The sequence below is a fragment of the Streptomyces tubercidicus genome (genome assembly GCF_027497495.1).
In the GTDB taxonomy this organism is placed as follows: domain Bacteria; phylum Actinomycetota; class Actinomycetes; order Streptomycetales; family Streptomycetaceae; genus Streptomyces; species Streptomyces tubercidicus.
This window is the reverse complement of the sequence record NZ_CP114205.1, coordinates 4962736-4980139: the sequence shown is the minus strand read 5'-3', so window position 1 is coordinate 4980139 and position 17404 is coordinate 4962736. Positions and strand designations below refer to the sequence as shown.

Here is a 17404-nt window from a genome sequence, read left to right as displayed (position 1 = left end):
TCCCCTTGCGGTATGCGGCGGAAGGCCGCCGTCGCTTTGCATCAGCTCTGCAACAGCACTGGCCCGATCCCGCACCCGGTCTATGGAGCACCCCGCCGCGGCATGCACACTTCCTCCTATGAATCAGTGGCAAGGGGGCACCTCCCGTTCGAGCGGAGCCGAGAATGGGGGCAGGTGGTCCGGCGACCAGAGCGGCAACCGGTACGGACACGGCAGCGGCAGTGCCGAGCCGGAGGGTGCGCGCGCCATGCCTCACGTGCGGCGCGACGCAGGCCCCGGCTATCAGCGGAACGAGCCTCCGCTGCCGCCGTCGATGTCCCCGCGCGGGGGCGCGGCCGTGCCACCGCAGCAGCCCCAGGGCTACGACGACGGATATGACGGCTACAACACCGGCCAGGTCTACGGCGGTGGCCGCGGCGGCGGTGCCCGCTACGACGACGGCTACGGTGCGGGCGGGCCCGGCCGGCCGCGCCCCCAGTGGGGCAAGCGCATCAAGTGGACGGTCATCACCCTGGCCGCCGTGCTGGCGGTCACCTCCGTCGCCACCTACTTCTGGGCCGACGGCCAGCTCCAGCGCAAGGTCGACCTGAGCAAGGTCATCGACCGGCCGGAGACCGGCGACGGCACGAACTACCTGATCGTCGGCTCGGACAGCCGCGAGGGCATGACCGCCGCGCAGAAGCGCAAGCTGCACACCGGCTCCGCCGAGGGCAAGCGCACCGACTCGATGATGATCCTGCACGACGGCAGCAACGGCCCGACGCTGATATCCCTGCCGCGTGACTCGGACGTGGAGATACCCTCCTTCGTCGGCTCGGACTCCGGCAAGAAGTACCCGGGCACCGGGCGGCACACCAAGCTCAACGCGGCCTACGCCGAGGACGGCCCGGAGCTGCTGGTGCGGACCGTCGAGTACAACACCAAGCTGCACATCGACCACTACGTCGAGATCGGCTTCGCGGGCTTCGCCAACATCGTGGACGCCATCGGCGGCGTCGAGATGGATCTCCCCAAGGCGATCAAGGACAAGGACTCCGGCGCCGACTTCCCGGCCGGCAAGCAGACCCTCAACGGCCAGCAGGCGCTCGCCTACGTCCGCACCCGGCACGCCTTCGCGCAGCAGGACCTGGACCGGACGAAGAACCAGCAGAAGTTCCTGGCGACCCTGGCGAGCCAGACCGCCACCCCCGCCACCGTCCTCAACCCCTTCACGCTCTACCCGACCATGAGCGCCGGCCTGGACACGCTCATCGTCGACAAGGACATGAGCCTCTGGAGCCTGGGCGAGATGTTCTTCGCGATGAAGGGCGTCACCGGCGGCGAGGGCAAGTCCATGAACATGCCGGTCTCCGGCAGCAACGCCGGCAACCTGGTCTGGGACAAGACCAAGCTCCAGCAGCTGGTGCAGCAGCTCAACAACGACGAGAAGGTCACGGTCAGCAGCAGCTGACCGGGCACCCGAAGGGCCCCGGACCGCCGCTGCGGTCCGGGGCCCTCTGCCGTTCGCGGGCGCTTACTGGGGCAGGTTGCGCGCCATCACGATCCGCTGGACCTGGTTCGTGCCCTCGTAGATCTGGGTGATCTTGGCGTCCCGCATCATCCGCTCGACCGGGTAGTCACGGGTGTAGCCGTAGCCGCCGAGCAGCTGGACGGCGTCCGTGGTGATCTCCATGGCCGCGTCCGAGGCGTAGCACTTGGCCGCCGCGCCGAAGAACGTCAGGTCCTCGCCCTTGCCGCCGGCCGATATCCGCTCGGAGCGGGCGGCCGCGGCGTAGGTCAGCTGGCGGGCCGCCTCCACCTTCATGGCCATGTCGGCGAGCATGAACTGGACGCCCTGGAAGTCACCGATCGGCTTGCCGAACTGCTTGCGCTCCTGGACATAGCCCTTGGCGTAGTCCAGGGCGCCCTGGGCGATGCCGAGCGCCTGGGCCGCGATGGTGATGCGGGTGTGGTCCAGGGTCTTCATGGCGGTGGCGAAGCCGGTGCCCTCCGCGCCGATCATGCGGTCGGCGGGGATCCGGACGTTGTCGAGGTAGACCTCGCGGGTCGGGGAGCCCTTGATGCCGAGCTTCTTCTCCGGGGCGCCGAAGGAGACCCCCTCGTCGCCCTTCTCGACGACGAAGGCCGAGATGCCCTTGGAGCGCTTCTCCGGGTCGGTGACGGCCATCACCGTGTAGTACTCGCTGACGCCCGCGTTGGTGATCCAGCGCTTGACGCCGTTGAGGATGTAGTGGTCGCCGTCGCGGACGGCCTTGGTCTTCATACCGGCCGCGTCCGAACCGGCGTCCGGCTCGCTCAGGCAGTACGAGAACATCGCGTCGCCCTTGGCCAGCGGGCCCAGGTACTTCGCCTTCAGCTCCTCGGAGCCGGAGAGGATCACCGGCAGCGAGCCGAGCTTGTTGACCGCCGGGATCAGCGAGGACGACGCACAGGCGCGGGCGACCTCCTCGATGACGATGACGGTCGCCAGCGCGTCGGCACCGGCACCGCCGTATGCCTCCGGTACATGGACGGCGTGCAGGTCGTTGGCGACCAGCGCGTCGAGCGCCTCCTGGGGGAAGCGGGCCTCCTCGTCCACCGCGGCCGCGAACGGCGCGATCTTCGCCTCGGCGAGCGAGCGCACCGACTCGCGGAGCATGTCGTGCTCCTCGGACGGCCGGTACAGATCGAAATCAGCGGTTCCCGCCAAGGTTTCTCACTCCCCTGTGAGCTGACTGCAAGTGCTAACTACCGTTAAGTAACCCAATACCTCCCCGGATTCTAGGCGCCCCGTCCCGCCTGCGGATACGTGAGGTTGCCGACAGTTACCCGCGCACCCGGTGAACGGCTGGAGTGGGCTCATTGGTGCCCGACTATGCTCGGTCAGCGCCGTTTTCCTCTGTACGCGTCTGGAGCGTCCATGCCCCTCAAGATCACCGTGATCGGCACCGGCTACCTCGGCGCCACCCACGCCGCGGCCATGGCTGAGCTCGGCTTCGAGGTGCTGGGGCTCGATGTGGTCCCCGAGAAGATCGAGATGCTGCAGCGGGGCGAGGTCCCGATGTACGAGCCCGGTCTGGAGGAGCTGCTGCGCCGCCATGTCGCCGGGATCGAGGGGTCGAGCGGCCGGCTGCGCTTCACCACCTCCTACGAGGAGGCCGGGGCCTTCGGCGACGTCCACTTCGTCTGCGTGAACACCCCGCAGAAGCACGGCGAGTACGCCTGCGACATGAGCTACGTGGACAGCGCCTTCGACGCGCTCGCCCCGCATCTGACCCGGCCCACGCTGGTGGTCGGCAAGTCGACGGTGCCGGTGGGCAGCGCGGCCCGGCTCGCCGCGCGGCTGGCCGCCGCCGCCCCCGCGGGCGAGGCCGCCGAGCTGGCCTGGAACCCGGAGTTCCTGCGCGAGGGCTTCGCCGTCAAGGACACCCTGCACCCGGACCGGATCGTCGCGGGCGTGGCGGGCGAGCGGGCCGAGACGCTGCTGCGTGAGGTGTACGCCACCCCGATCGCCGAGGGCTCCCCGTTCATCGTCATGGACTACCCGACGTCCGAACTGGTCAAGACCTCCGCCAACTCCTTCCTGGCGACCAAGATCTCCTTCATCAACGCGATGGCGGAGGTCTGCGAGGCGGCCGACGGCGATGTGGTGAAGCTGGCCGAGGCCATCGGGCACGACGACCGGATCGGCAAGAAGTTCCTCCGGGCCGGTATCGGCTTCGGCGGCGGCTGTCTGCCCAAGGACCTGCGGGCCTTCATGGCACGCGCCGGTGAACTGGGCGCCGACCAGGCCCTGACGTTCCTCCGCGAGATCGACTCGATCAATATGCGGCGCCGCGGCCACATGGTCGAGCTGACCCGGGACGCGGTCGGCGGCGGTTTCCTCGGCAAGCGGGTCGCCGTACTGGGCGCGACCTTCAAGCCGGACTCGGACGACGTCCGCGACTCCCCCGCGCTCAATGTCGCCGGCCAGATCCATCTCCAGGGCGGCCAGGTGACGGTGTACGACCCGAAGGGGATGGAGAACGCCCGGCGGCTCTTCCCGACGCTGGCGTACGCGGACACCGCGCTGGAGGCGGTGCGCGGCGCGGACGCGGTGCTGCATCTGACGGAGTGGCGCGAGTTCCGTGAGCTGGACCCGGCGGCCCTGGGCGAGGTGGTCGCCGAGCACCGCATCCTGGACGGCCGCAACGCGCTGGACCCGGCGCTGTGGCGCAAGGCCGGCTGGACCTACCGCGCCCTGGGCCGCCCCCAGGCGTAACCCCGCCCCGGCTACTCGGACTCCGCGCGCCGGGCGCGATACGTCCGCATCTTCGCCCGGCTGCCGCAGACCGCCATGGAACACCAGCGGCTGCGGCCGGCCGGGCTCCGGTCGTAGAAGACCCACCGGCAGTCATGGGCCTCACATGCCTTGAGCCGCTTCCAGGTCCCGTCGGCGACCGCCGTCGCGATGCCCGCCGCGATACGGGCGGTGAGGTACGCCGCGCCACCGAGCCCGGCGGCCGGGCGCAGCGCCGCGCCCCCGTCGGGCCGTACGGCGAGCACGAGCGGCGCCGCGGCGAACAGCCGGTCCAGTGTCCGGGCGGCCGGCTCCGGGACGGCGGTGCCGGCGGTGTGCGCCAGGCAGACCTCCCGAAGCGCCTCCCGCAGCTCCTGCAACTCGCCCAACTCACCGCGCCCCGGGCCGGGTTCGGGCACCCCGTGCGCACGCAGAAAGCCGCCGGGGCCGCCGTCCGCGGTCAGCGCGTCCTCGCCGGTCTCGATATCGAGCGTGTTCAGCAGATCCTGCACCCACCGCAGGGAATCCGGAGCTGTTCGGGATGCCACCCTTGCCACGTTACCGATACCCGGCCATGATGCGGTAACGCAGTTACCGGCTGGAGTAATGAGGAGGTAACGCCATGAGCCAGATCAAGCTCGGCGTCGTCGCACTGGACTGCCCCGACCCCCGGGCGCTCGCCAACTTCTACGCCGAGATGCTCGACTGGCAGGTAACGGGAGGCGACGACGAGTGGATCGAGATCGCCGGACCGGCCGGCCGCACGCTTGCCTTCCAGGCGGTCGCCGATTACCGCCCACCGCGGTGGCCCGGCCAGGAGGTCCCGCAACAGCTGCATCTCGACTTCGACGTGGCGCGCGCGGACATCGACGAGGCGGAACGCAAGGTTCTCGCCCTGGGCGCGAAGCTCGTCCAGACCGACGAGAAGCTCCGCGACTGGCGGGTCTACCTGGACCCGGCCGGGCACCCGTTCTGTCTGTGCCTCAAGTAGTCCCTCCGGCGTGCCCCGCCGCTGCGCCTGCGGCGGGGCAGCCGAAAAACGTGGGAAAGGCTCAACCAAGCGTCATGTGGGACGGCCCACGTGACGCTCGCTCCGCGCGGGACACATCCTCCGCGCCGCGCAGCACCCGCACCGCGTTGCGCCACGTCAGCTTCGCCAGATCCTCCTCGGACCACCGGCGGTCCATCAGCTCGGCGATCAGGTTCGGGTAGCCCGCGACATCGGCCAGGCCGTCCGGCGTGAACGCGGTGCCGTCGAAGTCGCCGCCGATGCCGATGTGGTCGACGCCGGCGACCTCCCGCATGTGGTCGAGGTGGTCCGCGACGGTCGCCGCGGTCGCCTTCGGCCGCGGGTTGGCCGCCTCGAAGGCCCGCTGGACCGTCATGCCCGCCTCGGTGGTGTCGAGGTGGTGCAGCCCGTGGGCGCGCATGTTCTCGTCGGCGCGCTGTGTCCACGCGACGGCGGCCGGCAGCACGAACTTCGGGACGAAGGTGGCCATCGCGACGCCCCCGTTGGCGGCCAGCCGCGCCAGCACATCGTCGGGGATGTTGCGCGGATGGTCGCAGACCGCACGGGCGGAGGAGTGCGAGAAGATCACCGGCGCGGTGCTGACGCGCAGCGCGTCGCGCATGGTGTCGGCTGAGACATGCGAGAGGTCGACCAGCATCCCGCAGCGGTTCATCTCCCGGACGACCTCCTCGCCGAAGGCCGACAGACCGTCGTGGCGCGGCGCATCGGTCGCGGAGTCCGCCCAGTCGATGGTGTCGTTGTGGGTGAGCGTCATATAGCGCACCCCCAGCTCGTACAGCGCACGCAGCGTGGCCAGCGAGTTGTTGATGGAGTGGCCGCCCTCGGCGCCCATGAGGGAGGCGATCCGGCCTTCGGTGCGGGCCGCCTCCATGTCGTCGGCGGTGTGCGCGAGACGCAGCTGGCCGGGGTAGCGGGCGACCAGCTCCCGGACCACATCGATCTGTTCGAGGGTGGCCGTGACGGCCTTGTCGCCCGCGTAGTCGGCGCGGACGTAGACCGACCAGAACTGCGCGCCGACGCCGCCGGCCCGCAGCCGCGGCAGATCGGTGTGCAGGTGCGCGGACTGGTCGGCGGCGATATCGCGCCGGTCGAGGTCGTAGCGGACCTGCTCGCGCAGCGCCCAGGGCAGGTCGTTGTGGCCGTCGACGACGGGCCAGCGGGCGAGCAGATCCCTGGCGGCGTCCAGGGAGGAGCTCACTTGGCGCCGCCGAAGCCGAAGCCGGTCGGGGAGGCGACCTTGCTGCGCAGCCGCTTGCCCTTCTCGGTGGCCTGGTCGTTCAGCTCCTGCTGGAACTCCCGCATCCGGCCGAGGAGTTCGGGGTCGTGGGCGGCGAGGATCCGGGCGGCGAGCAGTCCGGCGTTACGGGCGCCGCCGACCGAGACCGTGGCGACCGGCACCCCGGCGGGCATCTGCACGATGGACAGCAGGGAGTCCATGCCGTCCAGGTACTTCAGCGGGACGGGGACGCCGATGACCGGGAGCGGGGTGACCGAGGCGAGCATGCCGGGGAGGTGGGCGGCGCCTCCGGCCCCCGCGATGATCGCCTTCAGGCCGCGGTCCGCCGCCTCCTCGCCGTACGCGATCATCTCGCGCGGCATGCGGTGCGCGGAGACGACATCGACCTCGTAGGGGATCTCGAACTCGGCGAGGGCCTGGGCGGCGGCCTCCATGACGGGCCAGTCGGAGTCGGAGCCCATGACGATGCCGACCACGGGGGACGGGGTGGCGGGGGATGCGTCGGCGCTGGATGCGGGGCGGGGGTCGGGCTGGGGGGACCTCCCAGCGGCAGCTGGGGGAGTTCCGGTCGTCATTCGGTGATCGTTCCTCGCAGGTAGCCGGCGGCGTGTGCGGCGCGCTCGCGCACATCCGCCAGGTCGTCGCCGTAGGTGTTGACGTGGCCGACCTTACGGCCGGGCTTCACGTCCTTCCCGTACATATGGATCTTCAACTGCGGGTCCCGCGCCATGCAATGGAGGTACGCGTAATACATGTCGGGGTAGTCGCCGCCGAGGACGTTGGCCATCACCGTCCAGGGGGCGCGCGGGCGCGGATCGCCGAGCGGGAGGTCGAGCACGGCACGGACGTGGTTGGCGAACTGCGAGGTGATCGCGCCGTCCTGGGTCCAGTGGCCGGAGTTGTGCGGGCGCATGGCGAGCTCGTTGACGAGGATCCGGCCGTCGGTGGTCTCGAAGAGCTCGACGGCCAGATGTCCGACGACCCCCAGCTCCTGGGCGATGCGCAGCGCCAGCTCCTGGGCCTGGCCGGCCAGCTCGGAGTCGAGGCCGGGCGCCGGGGCGATCACGGTGTCGCAGACGCCGTCGACCTGGATGGACTCCACGACCGGGTAGGCGACGGCCTGGCCGTGCGGGGAGCGGACGATATTGGCCGCCAGTTCGCGGGCGAAATCGACCTTCTCCTCGGCCAGGACGGGCACCCCGGCGCGGAACGGCTCGGCGGCCTCCTTGGAGGATCGTACGACCCAGACACCCTTGCCGTCGTAGCCGCCGCGAACCGTCTTGAGGATCACAGGGAAGCCGCCCGACCCGTCGCCCGACCACCGCCCCTCACCGAGGCGCTCCGCGCCGCCCCCGCCGATCTCGGCCGCGAAGCGCGCCACGTCCTCGGGGTCGGAGACGATGCGGTGCCGTGGGCAGGGCACATCGATCGCGTCCAGCTTCGCCCGCATCACCCCCTTGTCCTGGGCGTGCACCAGAGCGTCGGGACCGGGCCGGACGGGGATGCCGTCGGCCTCCAGTGCCCGCAAGTGCTCGGTGGGAACGTGCTCATGATCGAAGGTGATCACATCGCAGCCACGGGCGAAGGCGCGCAGCGTGTCCAGATCGCGGTAGTCGCCAACGACGACATCACCGACCACCTGAGCCGCTGAATCCTGCGGGGTGTCGCTGAGGAGCTTGAATTTGATGCCGAGGGGGATACCCGCCTCGTGGGTCATACGGGCGAGCTGACCGCCGCCGACCATGCCGACTACCGGGAATGTCACGCCCCCAGGGTATCCGCCCGGCTCCGCTGCCCCGATACCGGCTTGGATGATCCTCCGAGTTCGCACGTTCGAAGATCGCCGAGGGAAGATCGACTCCGGCCCCGGTACGCGGGCCGGGCTGCGGGACCGGCGCCCGGAGCGGGCCCGGCACAAGGGGAGGCCGGATGGAGCACAGCGGCATATCGAGGGGCACCAGGACGCTGGTGATCGTGGTCGCGATCACCGCGCTGCTGATCGCCCTGCACTCCGTTTTCAGCCAGTTGTCCGCGCCGGAGGTCTATGACGCGGACGACACCGAGATCGCGGTCTCCCCCGGTGACCGCTTCAGCGTGCGGGTCGCCGACGACCCGGCCGGCGGCTACCGCTGGATCATCGCCGAGCCGCGCCCCGACCCGGCCGTCCTCAAAGCCGCCGGCGGGCACCGGGCCACCGGCGGTCCGCCGCCGGCCGGCCCCGCCCGCTACCTCGCCTTCGAGGCCGTCCACCCGGGCCGTACGGACTTACGGCTGCTGCGCTGCCGCCGCTGCGGCCCCGGCGCGGCCGACGAACCGGGCGCCCGGAGCCTCAATTTCCGCGTCACCGTCGGCTGACCCGGACGGCCCGCCGGGGGTTGCCCATGGACCCGTCATGTGGCAGGCGCCCTCATCGGGGCGTGGTTAGCATGAGGGAGCGGTCCCGGGTCGACGGCCCGCGGACACCCACGACGGGGAGCTGAACGATCACCATGAGTGAACCGAGCGCACTGCGGTTGCGGCTGGCGGCGCTCACTCGTGAACTGGTCAAGTTCGGCGCGGTCGGCGGCGCGGGGGTCGTGGTCAACTTCGCGGTGTTCAACCTCGTACGGCAGCTGACCGAGGTGCCCGTCGTCCGGGCCAGCATCATCGCGACGGTCGTGGCGACCGGCACCAACTACCTCGGCTACCGCTACTTCACCTACCGCGACCGCGACAAGCGGGGCCGCACCCGGGAGCTGACGCTCTTCCTGCTTTTCAGCGCGGTCGGCCTGGTGATCGAGAACGGTCTGCTCTATGTCGCGACCTACGGCTTCCACTGGGACAGCCCGCTGCAGAGCAACATCTTCAAGTTCCTCGGCATCGGCGTCGCCACGCTCTTCCGCTTCTGGTCCTACCGGACCTGGGTCTTCCGTACGCTGCCCGCGCGCGCGGCCATAGAGACGGCGGAGTCCTTCCTCGCCGACGGCTCCCGGCGGCCGCGCAGCGCCTCCCGGAAGTAGCCCCGGGCCACCCCGGCCCCGCCGTGCGCCCGCCGCTCACTCCTCGGCGGGCTCCGCCTCCCGGGCCAGGAACAGCGCGAAGACCGGCGGCTGCTGCTGGAGCAGCTCCAGCCGTCCGCCGTCCGCCTCCGCCAGATCCCGCGCCACGGCCAGCCCCAGACCGGTGGAGTTACGGCCGGAGACGGTCCGCTCGAAGACCCGCGCGCCGAGGTCCACCGGCACCCCGGGCCCGGCGTCGGTGACCTCGACGACCGCCTGATTGCCGGTGACCCGGGTCCGCAGCGCGACCGTCCCGTCCCCGTGCATCAGCGAGTTCTCGATCAGGGTGGCCAGCACCTGGGCGACCGCGCCGGGGGTGCCGACGGCCCGCAGGCCCTTCTTGCCGGAGCACACGATGGCCCGTCCGGCGCTGCGGTAGGCCGGGCGCCACTCCTCGATCTGCTGCTTGACCACCTCGTCCAGATCGAAGGCGACCGCGGAGCCGCTGCGCGGGTCCCGGGAGTTGGTCAGCAGCCGCTGGACGACATCCGTCAGCCGCTCCACCTGCGCCAGCGCGATGGTGGCCTCTTCCTTCACGGTGTCCGGATCGTCGGTGAGGGTGATCTCCTCCAGCCGCATGGACAGCGCGGTCAGCGGCGTCCGCAGCTGGTGGGAGGCGTCCGCGGCCAGCCGCCGCTCGGCGGTCAGCATCCGGGCGATCCGCTCCGCGCTGGCGTCCAGCACATCGGCGACCCGGTCCAGCTCCTGGACGCCGTAGCGGCGGTGGCGCGGGCGGGGGTCGCCGGAGCCCAGCCGCTCGGCGGTCTCGGCGAGGTCGGTGAGCGGCGCGGTCAGCCGGCGGCCCTGGCGGACGGCCAGAATCACCGCCGCGACGATCGCCAGCAGCGCGACGGCGAGAATGACCAGCAGCGTCCGGCCGATCTCCGCGCTGACCATGGAGCGGGACTCCTGGACCGTGACGGACTCACCGCGGTCGCCGCGCTGCCGGTTCTCGATGACATGGCCCGAGGGCCGCTGCCCGATCTCGATGGGCGGCTTGCCGGGCACCGTGATCCGCGCGTACCGCTTGGCGGTGATCTGCTCGGAGAGGATGTCCGGGGTGATCTTCTCGCCGCTGCCCAGCCGGCTCTCCACTATCCCGACGAGCCGGATCGCCTCGGAGGCCACACTCTCCTCCGCACCGGCCTGGATGGTGCGGGTCTCGACGATGACGAGCGAGACCCCGAAGACGGCGATCACGACGAGCACCACGGCGAGCGTGGAGTTGATCAGGCGGCGGCGCACGGGCCCCTAGCTCTTCTCGAAGCGGAAGCCGACTCCGCGGACGGTGGCGATGTAACGGGGGTTGGCGGCATCGTCCCCGAGCTTCTTGCGCAGCCAGGAGATATGCATGTCGAGCGTCTTGGTGGAGGACCACCAGGTGGTGTCCCAGACCTCGCGCATCAGCTGGTCACGGGTGACGACCCGTCCGGCGTCCCGCACCAGCACCCGCAGCAGGTCGAACTCCTTCGCCGTGAGCTGGAGTTCCTCCTCCCCCATCCAGGCGCGGTGCGATTCGACATCGATCCGCACCCCGTGGGTGGCCGGCGGCTGCTGGGGCTCGGCGGTGGAGCCGCGGCGCAGCAGGGCCCGTACGCGGGCGAGGAGTTCGGCGAGCCGGAAGGGCTTGGTGACGTAGTCGTCGGCGCCGGCGTCCAGGCCCACCACGGTGTCCACCTCGTCGGCGCGGGCGGTCAGCACCAGGATGGGGAAGGAGTGGCCTTCGTTACGCAGCCGGCGGGCGACCTCCAGGCCGTCCATCCCGGGCAGGCCCAGGTCCAGGACGACAAGGTCGATGTTCCCCTGGAGACCGGCGTCCAGCGCGGTCGGGCCGTCCTCGCGCACCTCGACTTCGTAACCCTCGCGGCGCAGTGCGCGGGCGAGCGGCTCCGAGATGGACGCGTCATCCTCGGCGAGCAGTACACGGGTCATGGCCCGATGGTAGTCCGATGTACTGGTGCCAAGGTGCGGACCTGCGCGGATGGCCGCGACGGACCGTTCCTGCACCGGCCGGCGCCCTGAGCTGCGGAAGCCTCGGGCGCGCGCGAGAGCGCGCGGTCGCACGGCGCGCGCCGATGGTTCCCCGTTGCCGTGTGACCCATATCTCACCCATCCCCTCTGCGGAGGAACGAGTCGTATGGTGTTCGGACGTACATCGCACAACCCGGGACCTATGACGCCGAACTGACGTCATCGGTCCCCCGTTGTGTGCGGGACCGCCCACCGACGGTCCCGATACCCAGTGATCGACCTGCCGACCGGGTCCGGCGCGCTTGCCATACGGGGCGTGGAGTCCGGGGTACGACCGTCCCGACGGTCCCGTGGGTGCCGAACCTCCGGGCGTGCAGCGGGCGGGACCACGGCCGGCGCCGGTCATCCCCCACCCGGGCGCGTATCGGCCTGCGAACGCGTCCCGTAGCAGCAAGGAAGCATCCATGGCGTCCAGCCTGACGAAGGACGCGGCCCAGCAGGGGAACCCTGCGGACGGCGGCAAAACCTTCTTCGGCCACCCCCGCGGACTGGCCACTCTCTTCATGACCGAGATGTGGGAGCGGTTCAGCTTCTACGGCATGAAAGCACTCCTCCCGCTGTACCTGATCGCGCCCGGCGGCATGCATATGCCGGCCACCACGGCCACGGCGATCTACTCCGTCTACATGGCGATGGTCTATCTGCTCGCCCTGCCGGGCGGTTGGATGGCCGACCGTTACTGGGGACCGCGCAAGACGGTCGCCATCGGCGCCGCTGTGGTCATCGCGGGGCACATCACGCTGGCCCTGCCCACCTCGGCGAGCTTCTTCGCCGGTCTGGTGCTGGTCGCGCTCGGCTCCGGCCTGCTGAAGGCCAACATCTCCACGATGGTCGGCCACCTCTACAACGGCCCCGAAGACCCGCGCCGTGACGGTGGCTTCACGCTCTTCTACATCGGCATCAACCTCGGTGCCTTCCTGGCCCCGCTGAGCATCGGCACCGTCGGCGAGAAGGTCAACTGGCACTTCGGGTTCACGCTTGCCGCCGTCGGCATGGCGCTCGGCCTCGCCCAGTTCCTGCTCGGCACCCGCCATCTGAGCCCGGAGAGCAACGTTGTCATCCAGCCCGCGACGCCCCAGGAGCGGGCGTCCGTGCTGCGCAAGGGCCTGATCTGGCTGGTCGTCGCGGCCGCGTTCTACACCGTGCTCTCGGTGACCGGTAACTTCGCCGACTGGGCGCTGATGCCGATCACCATCGCCGGCCTGGTCATCCCGATCTGGGTGCTGGCCCGGATGAAGCGCGACAAGGAGCTCACGGACCTCGAACAGTCCAAGCTCTCGGGCTACGTCTGGTTCTTCGTGGTCGCCGCCGTCTTCTGGATGATCTACGACCAGAACGGCTCGACGCTGTCGATCTTCGGCGAGCACTCCACCACGAACAACCTGCTGGGCTTCCACTTCCCGACGTCCTGGTACCAGTCGCTGAACCCGATCTTCATCATGGCGCTCGCCCCGGTGGTCGCCTCGGCGTGGCTGTGGCTGAACAAGCGCGGCAAGGAGCCGAGCACCGCGGTCAAGTTCGCGTCCAGCCTCTCGCTGATCGGCATCTCGTTCGCCGTCTTCCTCATCCCGCTGATCGACACCGCCGCCAACGGCGGCAAGGTCAGCCCGATGTGGCTGGTGGCGATCTACTTCATCCAGACCGTCGGTGAGCTGTGCCTCTCCCCCGTCGGCCTGTCGGTCACCACGAAGATGGCGCCCGCCAAGTACGGCTCCCAGATGATGGGTGTCTGGTTCCTGGCGGTCACCGCGGGTGACTCGGTGGCGGGTCTGCTGACGTCGCCGCAGCTGAACGTCGATCTGAACACCTCGGCCTCGGTCGCCGTCGAAGCCGTCGTCGCGATCATCGCCGGCGTCGGCTTCTGGGCGAACCGCAAGCGGGTCAAGCAGATGATGGGCAGCGTCAACTGACACCTGCCGACCCCGACCAGCGGAAGGGGGCGTCGCACCGGCCGGTGCGACGCCCCCTTCGTGTGTCGTGGACGTTTCGTGCGGGCCGTGGACCTGCCGCGTCAGCGGGCCTGTGCCCGGCGCCGCGGCAGGAAGGTGAACACCGCGCCGCCCAGCAGGATGACGGTGCCCGCGACGAGGCCGAGGGCGGTCAGCGCGCCGTGGTCGCCCGCACCGGTCTCGGCGAGGCCGCCGCTGCCACCCGAGACACTGGCCGGTCCCGCGCCGCCGGAGGCCGCCGCCCCGCCGGAGGCGCCGCCCGCCGCACCGCCGGACGTGCCGCCCTGCTGCGCCGAGGTGTCCAGGGCGAGCGAGACGCCCGGGTCCTTCTCCGGGGTGCACGTGGTGGTCGTCCCCAGGGCGTTGACGGTGAGCACGCCCGGGGTGAGCGTGGCCTTGCCGGTGGCGCCCGGCTTGTAGCTGCCCTTCAGATCAGGGATCGCGATCGGCTGGCCCGACTTGATGGGCTCGGCGTTCGTCGGGCCCTCGACCTTCACCGACCCCTTGTCCGCGCCGCCGACCTTGACGGCCATCGACGGCTTGACCGAGCCCTTGGGGATGTCCGCCGGGCTGTCCATGACGGACTTGCTGAACTTCACCGTCAGGTCGTAACTGCCGCCCTTCTTCACGGCGTTGACCTGCACCGGCGAGGTCGCCTTCTTGTCCCCGATCGGCGTCTTGCAGGCGTAGGGGACGTTGACCTCCTTGCCCTTGTACGCGGTGCCGTCGGGGTCGCCGCCGGAGCCGCCGCCCGTGCCGCCGGAGCCGCCGGTTCCGCCGGACGTGCTGCCGCCGGTCGACCCGGAGGTCGTACCGCCGTCGGTGCCGCCACCGGAGGCCGTACCGGCGGAACTGCCGCCCGTAGTGGTGCCGCCGGTCGTGCCGCCCGTGGTGCCGCCCGTCGTCCCCGTCGTGCTGCCGCCGGTGGTCCCGGACGTGCCGCCGCCGGTCGTGCCGCCGGAACCGCCCCCGCCGTCGGTCACCTTGATGGTGACCGCGGGCCGCACCGTCTCCTTGGGCGAGCACTTGGTGTCCGTCGAGATCGGCTGGTTGACGTTGATGTTGTAGAAGCCCGGTGCCAGGGTGACCTCACCCGGCTTCGTCAGCTTGAGCTTGCCCTTCATGTCGGACAGCTTCATCGCGCCGCCCTTGGGGATCGGCGGATTCTGCCGCGGCCCCTGCATCGCCAGCTCGCCGGTCTGTGCCCCGGCCACCTTGATCTTGCCGGTCGGCTGGATGGTGTTCTCCGCCAGGTCGAGGATGTCGGGGTTCTTGGAGGCCCCCTCGATGGTCTTCCAGACCACCTCGACCTCCTCGCCGACCTTCGCCGTCGCCGGCGCGCTGACCGCCACCTTCGTGGTGCCCTGGATCGGCGGCAGCCCGGATATCGGCGGCGGCAGACACTCCGTCTTGTACGACACCTCGGCCGCCTGGGCGGTCCCGGCCGCGGTCAGGATGCCCGCACCCGCGAGCATCAGCGCGGCCGTCGAGGCCACCGCAGCTCTCCTCCGTTGCCTCATCACGCAGAACCTTTCGACGTCGGTCGTTCGGTTGATGTGGTGGTGGACGGTGCGGTGTCCGGGGTGAACCACGGCAGCGCGGCGGAATCGCCCGGCGTACCGGGGTCGTCCGTGGCGCGCTGACGCGCGGTCCGGCTTCTGATGCGTTTTCCGGTGCCGGCCGCGCCGGGCGGCCGGCCGGCGGCATGGGTACGTCCGGTCGGCGGTGTCCGGCCCGCGGAGCGTCCGCCGCCTACGCCCGGCCGGTGGGGGCGGACCCGGTCCACGAGGGCCATCCCGATGCGGAACACCGCCGTCGGGACCACCACACAGAGCAGCACCCAGAAGAGCGTCACGCCCCAGGGCCTGCCGACCCCCCAGGGCTGCTCGACCAGGACCTTGCCGCCGTATTTGAGGGAGACGAGATAGTCCCCGTGCGCACCGGCCGGGAGCTCGACCGGCAGCCTGACCTCGGCTTTCTTCCCGGCGGGGACGGTTCCCCGCCACTGCTGCTCCGCCCACTGGGGCGCGAAGACCCCGTGGGAGGTGCCGACTTCGAAGACCGGGTCCTTGGCGGGCGCCGAGCCGAGATTGCCGACCGTGACCCGCAGCTCGCGCTGTGCCGGGGCGCCGAACCAGGTCAGCAGACCGCTGTTGCCCGTCAGCCGCGGCTGGGCGAGGACCGCCAGCCGGCCGCCGGTGGGCTCCTTGGGCAGCGGCGCCACCGGGTGGCCCGCCACCGTGAACGCGGCATCCGCATCGGCCGCCGCACCCGTCACGGTCGCCACATGCACCACACAGGGGCAGGGCTTGGGCGGCTCGGCGACCGGGAGCTTCCGGCGGAACGCGCCGCGCGTATCGGTGGTGACGGCCCGACCGTCGCCGTTGGCGCAGGAGTTGGTGCCGCCGATCATGTTCTGTCCGCAGATCAGCAGCGTGAGCAGCGCCTTGGGCCGCCAGCCGCGGCCGGTCACGGTGAGCGTGCCGCCCTTGCCCGCCTCCTTGTCGGAGAGCCGGATGGTGGGTGTGCGGTCGGTGGCGGTGGCATACGGGGCGGAGGGGGCGGCGTACGGGGCTGTGTACGGGGCGGGGGCGGCGTGCGCGGCCGCGGAAGGCAGCAGGGCGGGCGCGAGGGCCAGACACAGCACGAGCCCGGCCGCGCACCGCCCTCGGCTCCGTCGTACGGCACGCGCCGCGGTGCGCGCCTCCCGTGGCCGCGCACCGGCACGGGCCCTGCCGATGACCGTCGGCCCGCCCGTACGGAGGACCGTCGCCCCGCCCGCCTCCCCGCCCGTACCCGTCTCGCCGTTCACGATCGCGCTCCCGATCCGGTACTCGCCAATTCCGCTTCCGGGCCCGCCACTTGCCCCTCGGCGGCCGGCCGCGCACCGCTGCCCGCGCTCCGCACGGGTGCGTCGTCCGACCCGCCCTCCCTTACGGCGTCCCGTCCTCCGCCCGCCCCCTTGGCCCGGCGACGCCGCCGGACCACCACCAGGCCGCCCGCCCCCGCGCCCGCCAGAAGAAGCGCGGAACCGGCGACGACGCCCCACGGGAGCGCGGTGTACGAGGCGGTGGCGGACCCGTGCGCACCGCCCTCCGCGGCCACCGTGAGCCGTACCCGCACCGCGTCCAGAGCGGGCGGACCGTCCCAGGTCTCCGTCAGATCGGCGCTCTGCCCGGGGGCCAGCCGGCCCGGCAGGGTGCGGGCGGCCCGCCGCAGCACCGGGCCGAAGAGCCCGTCGGCACGCACCGCGAGCCGCGGACGCAGCGCCGTGTTGCCGCGGTTGACCAGCGTGTACCGGATGACCGCCGCCCCGCCCCGGTCGCGCACCGACACGTTCTCGACGGTCAGCGCGGCCAGCTCTGGCCCGGTCACCCGCAGACGCACCGGTACGGCATGCCGCCCGGCCGCGCCGTGACCCGTGCCGTCCGCGGTCGCGACCAGCGCGGCGGAGCGGTCGCCGGGGGCCGCGTCGCGCGGCACGGTCACCGTGAACGGGACGGTCGCCCGGGTGCGCGGCGGCACCGTCACCTCCTTGGCGGCGAACGCGAGCCACGCGCCGGAGCCGCGCAGCCGTACCGTGACGGCCCGTCCGGCGGGGTTGCGCAGGGACAGCCGGTCGGTCATGACGGTGCCCGGCGCGCCCGCCAGGTAGAAGTACGGGCGGTCCCCGGCGCTGGGTGCGGCGCCGTCACCGGGCGCGGGCGCGGCGGACCAGCCCGGCGGCGCCGGTGCGGCGGCCGGCCGGGCCGCGGCCGCGGCGGGGCACAGCAGCACGGCGGTGGTCGCGAGGACCGCACCGCTGACCGCGGTGCGGGGACGGAACGGCATCGGCGGCTCCTGGTGCGAGGCGCCTCCCCG

General features: G+C 71.5%; 16 protein-coding genes. 6 read left to right on the top strand and 10 right to left on the bottom strand.

The annotated features are described in order from the left end of the window. Positions 1-118 precede the first annotated feature (118 nt). Complete coding sequence (locus tag STRTU_RS21750; protein ID WP_159745333.1) at positions 119-1450, top strand: LCP family protein; 1332 nt, start codon at positions 119-121, stop codon at positions 1448-1450. Between the two features lie 63 nt (positions 1451-1513). Here the strand turns inward: STRTU_RS21750 and STRTU_RS21745 are convergent, their stop codons facing one another. Continuing rightward, complete coding sequence (locus STRTU_RS21745) at positions 1514-2689, bottom strand: acyl-CoA dehydrogenase family protein (protein WP_159745331.1); 1176 nt, start codon at positions 2687-2689, stop codon at positions 1514-1516. 210 nt (positions 2690-2899) lie between these two features. Between STRTU_RS21745 and STRTU_RS21740 the strand changes: the two genes are divergently transcribed. Then, entirely contained in the window at positions 2900-4240 is a 1341-nt protein-coding gene (locus STRTU_RS21740; protein ID WP_159745329.1) for a UDP-glucose dehydrogenase family protein, read from the top strand. A gap of 11 nt (positions 4241-4251) precedes the next feature. Here the strand turns inward: STRTU_RS21740 and STRTU_RS21735 are convergent, their stop codons facing one another. After that, complete coding sequence (locus STRTU_RS21735) at positions 4252-4806, bottom strand: CGNR zinc finger domain-containing protein (protein ID WP_167539184.1); 555 nt, start codon at positions 4804-4806, stop codon at positions 4252-4254. Between the two features lie 74 nt (positions 4807-4880). Here STRTU_RS21735 and STRTU_RS21730 point away from each other — a divergent pair, with 74 nt between their 5' ends. Beyond that, positions 4881-5249, top strand: a complete 369-nt coding sequence (locus tag STRTU_RS21730; RefSeq protein ID WP_159745327.1) for a VOC family protein — start codon at positions 4881-4883, stop codon at positions 5247-5249. 61 nt (positions 5250-5310) lie between these two features. On the opposite strand, the gene STRTU_RS21725 is transcribed toward STRTU_RS21730, so the two are convergent. From STRTU_RS21725 to STRTU_RS21715, 3 genes are all read right to left on the bottom strand, one after another. Further along, positions 5311-6486, bottom strand: a complete 1176-nt coding sequence (locus tag STRTU_RS21725) for a dipeptidase (protein ID WP_159745325.1) — start codon at positions 6484-6486, stop codon at positions 5311-5313. Continuing rightward, complete coding sequence (gene purE, locus STRTU_RS21720; protein ID WP_159747133.1) at positions 6483-6986, bottom strand: 5-(carboxyamino)imidazole ribonucleotide mutase; 504 nt, start codon at positions 6984-6986, stop codon at positions 6483-6485. The genes STRTU_RS21725 and purE overlap by 4 nt, the downstream gene beginning before the upstream one ends. Before the next feature lie 110 nt (positions 6987-7096). Next, positions 7097-8290, bottom strand: a complete 1194-nt coding sequence (locus STRTU_RS21715) for a 5-(carboxyamino)imidazole ribonucleotide synthase (RefSeq protein ID WP_269777380.1) — start codon at positions 8288-8290, stop codon at positions 7097-7099. A gap of 164 nt (positions 8291-8454) precedes the next feature. Between STRTU_RS21715 and STRTU_RS21710 the strand changes: the two genes are divergently transcribed. After that, the gene (locus STRTU_RS21710; RefSeq protein ID WP_246241003.1) at positions 8455-8880 is read left to right on the top strand and encodes a hypothetical protein; all 426 of its coding nucleotides are present in this window, start codon (positions 8455-8457) and stop codon (positions 8878-8880) included. Positions 8881-9014: 134 nt separating this feature from the next. Further along, the gene (locus STRTU_RS21705) at positions 9015-9524 is read left to right on the top strand and encodes a GtrA family protein (protein WP_159745323.1); all 510 of its coding nucleotides are present in this window, start codon (positions 9015-9017) and stop codon (positions 9522-9524) included. Between the two features lie 36 nt (positions 9525-9560). Here STRTU_RS21705 and STRTU_RS21700 read toward each other — a convergent pair whose 3' ends face one another. Together STRTU_RS21700 and STRTU_RS21695 are read right to left on the bottom strand one after the other, a co-directional pair. Then, a complete protein-coding gene (locus STRTU_RS21700) occupies positions 9561-10808 on the bottom strand; it encodes an ATP-binding protein (RefSeq protein WP_269777379.1) in 1248 nt (415 codons plus the stop codon). Between the two features lie 6 nt (positions 10809-10814). Further along, positions 10815-11495, bottom strand: a complete 681-nt coding sequence (locus STRTU_RS21695; RefSeq protein WP_033266590.1) for a response regulator transcription factor — start codon at positions 11493-11495, stop codon at positions 10815-10817. Between the two features lie 503 nt (positions 11496-11998). On the opposite strand from STRTU_RS21695, the gene STRTU_RS21690 reads away from it, so the two are divergent. Next, complete coding sequence (locus STRTU_RS21690) at positions 11999-13504, top strand: peptide MFS transporter (protein WP_159745319.1); 1506 nt, start codon at positions 11999-12001, stop codon at positions 13502-13504. A gap of 101 nt (positions 13505-13605) precedes the next feature. Here the strand turns inward: STRTU_RS21690 and STRTU_RS21685 are convergent, their stop codons facing one another. The 3 genes from STRTU_RS21685 to STRTU_RS21675 are packed head-to-tail and all read right to left on the bottom strand — an operon-like array spanning position 13606 to position 17374. Continuing rightward, the gene (locus tag STRTU_RS21685; protein WP_159745317.1) at positions 13606-15063 is read right to left on the bottom strand and encodes a hypothetical protein; all 1458 of its coding nucleotides are present in this window, start codon (positions 15061-15063) and stop codon (positions 13606-13608) included. Next, a complete protein-coding gene (locus STRTU_RS21680) occupies positions 15063-16355 on the bottom strand; it encodes a hypothetical protein (protein ID WP_371873642.1) in 1293 nt (430 codons plus the stop codon). Before STRTU_RS21680 ends, STRTU_RS21685 begins: the two co-directional genes overlap by 1 nt. Beyond that, positions 16352-17374 carry a COG1470 family protein gene (locus tag STRTU_RS21675; RefSeq protein ID WP_159745315.1) on the bottom strand — a complete coding sequence of 341 codons (1023 nt, stop codon included), beginning with the start codon at positions 17372-17374 and terminating at the stop codon, positions 16352-16354. Before STRTU_RS21675 ends, STRTU_RS21680 begins: the two co-directional genes overlap by 4 nt. Positions 17375-17404 lie beyond the last annotated feature (30 nt).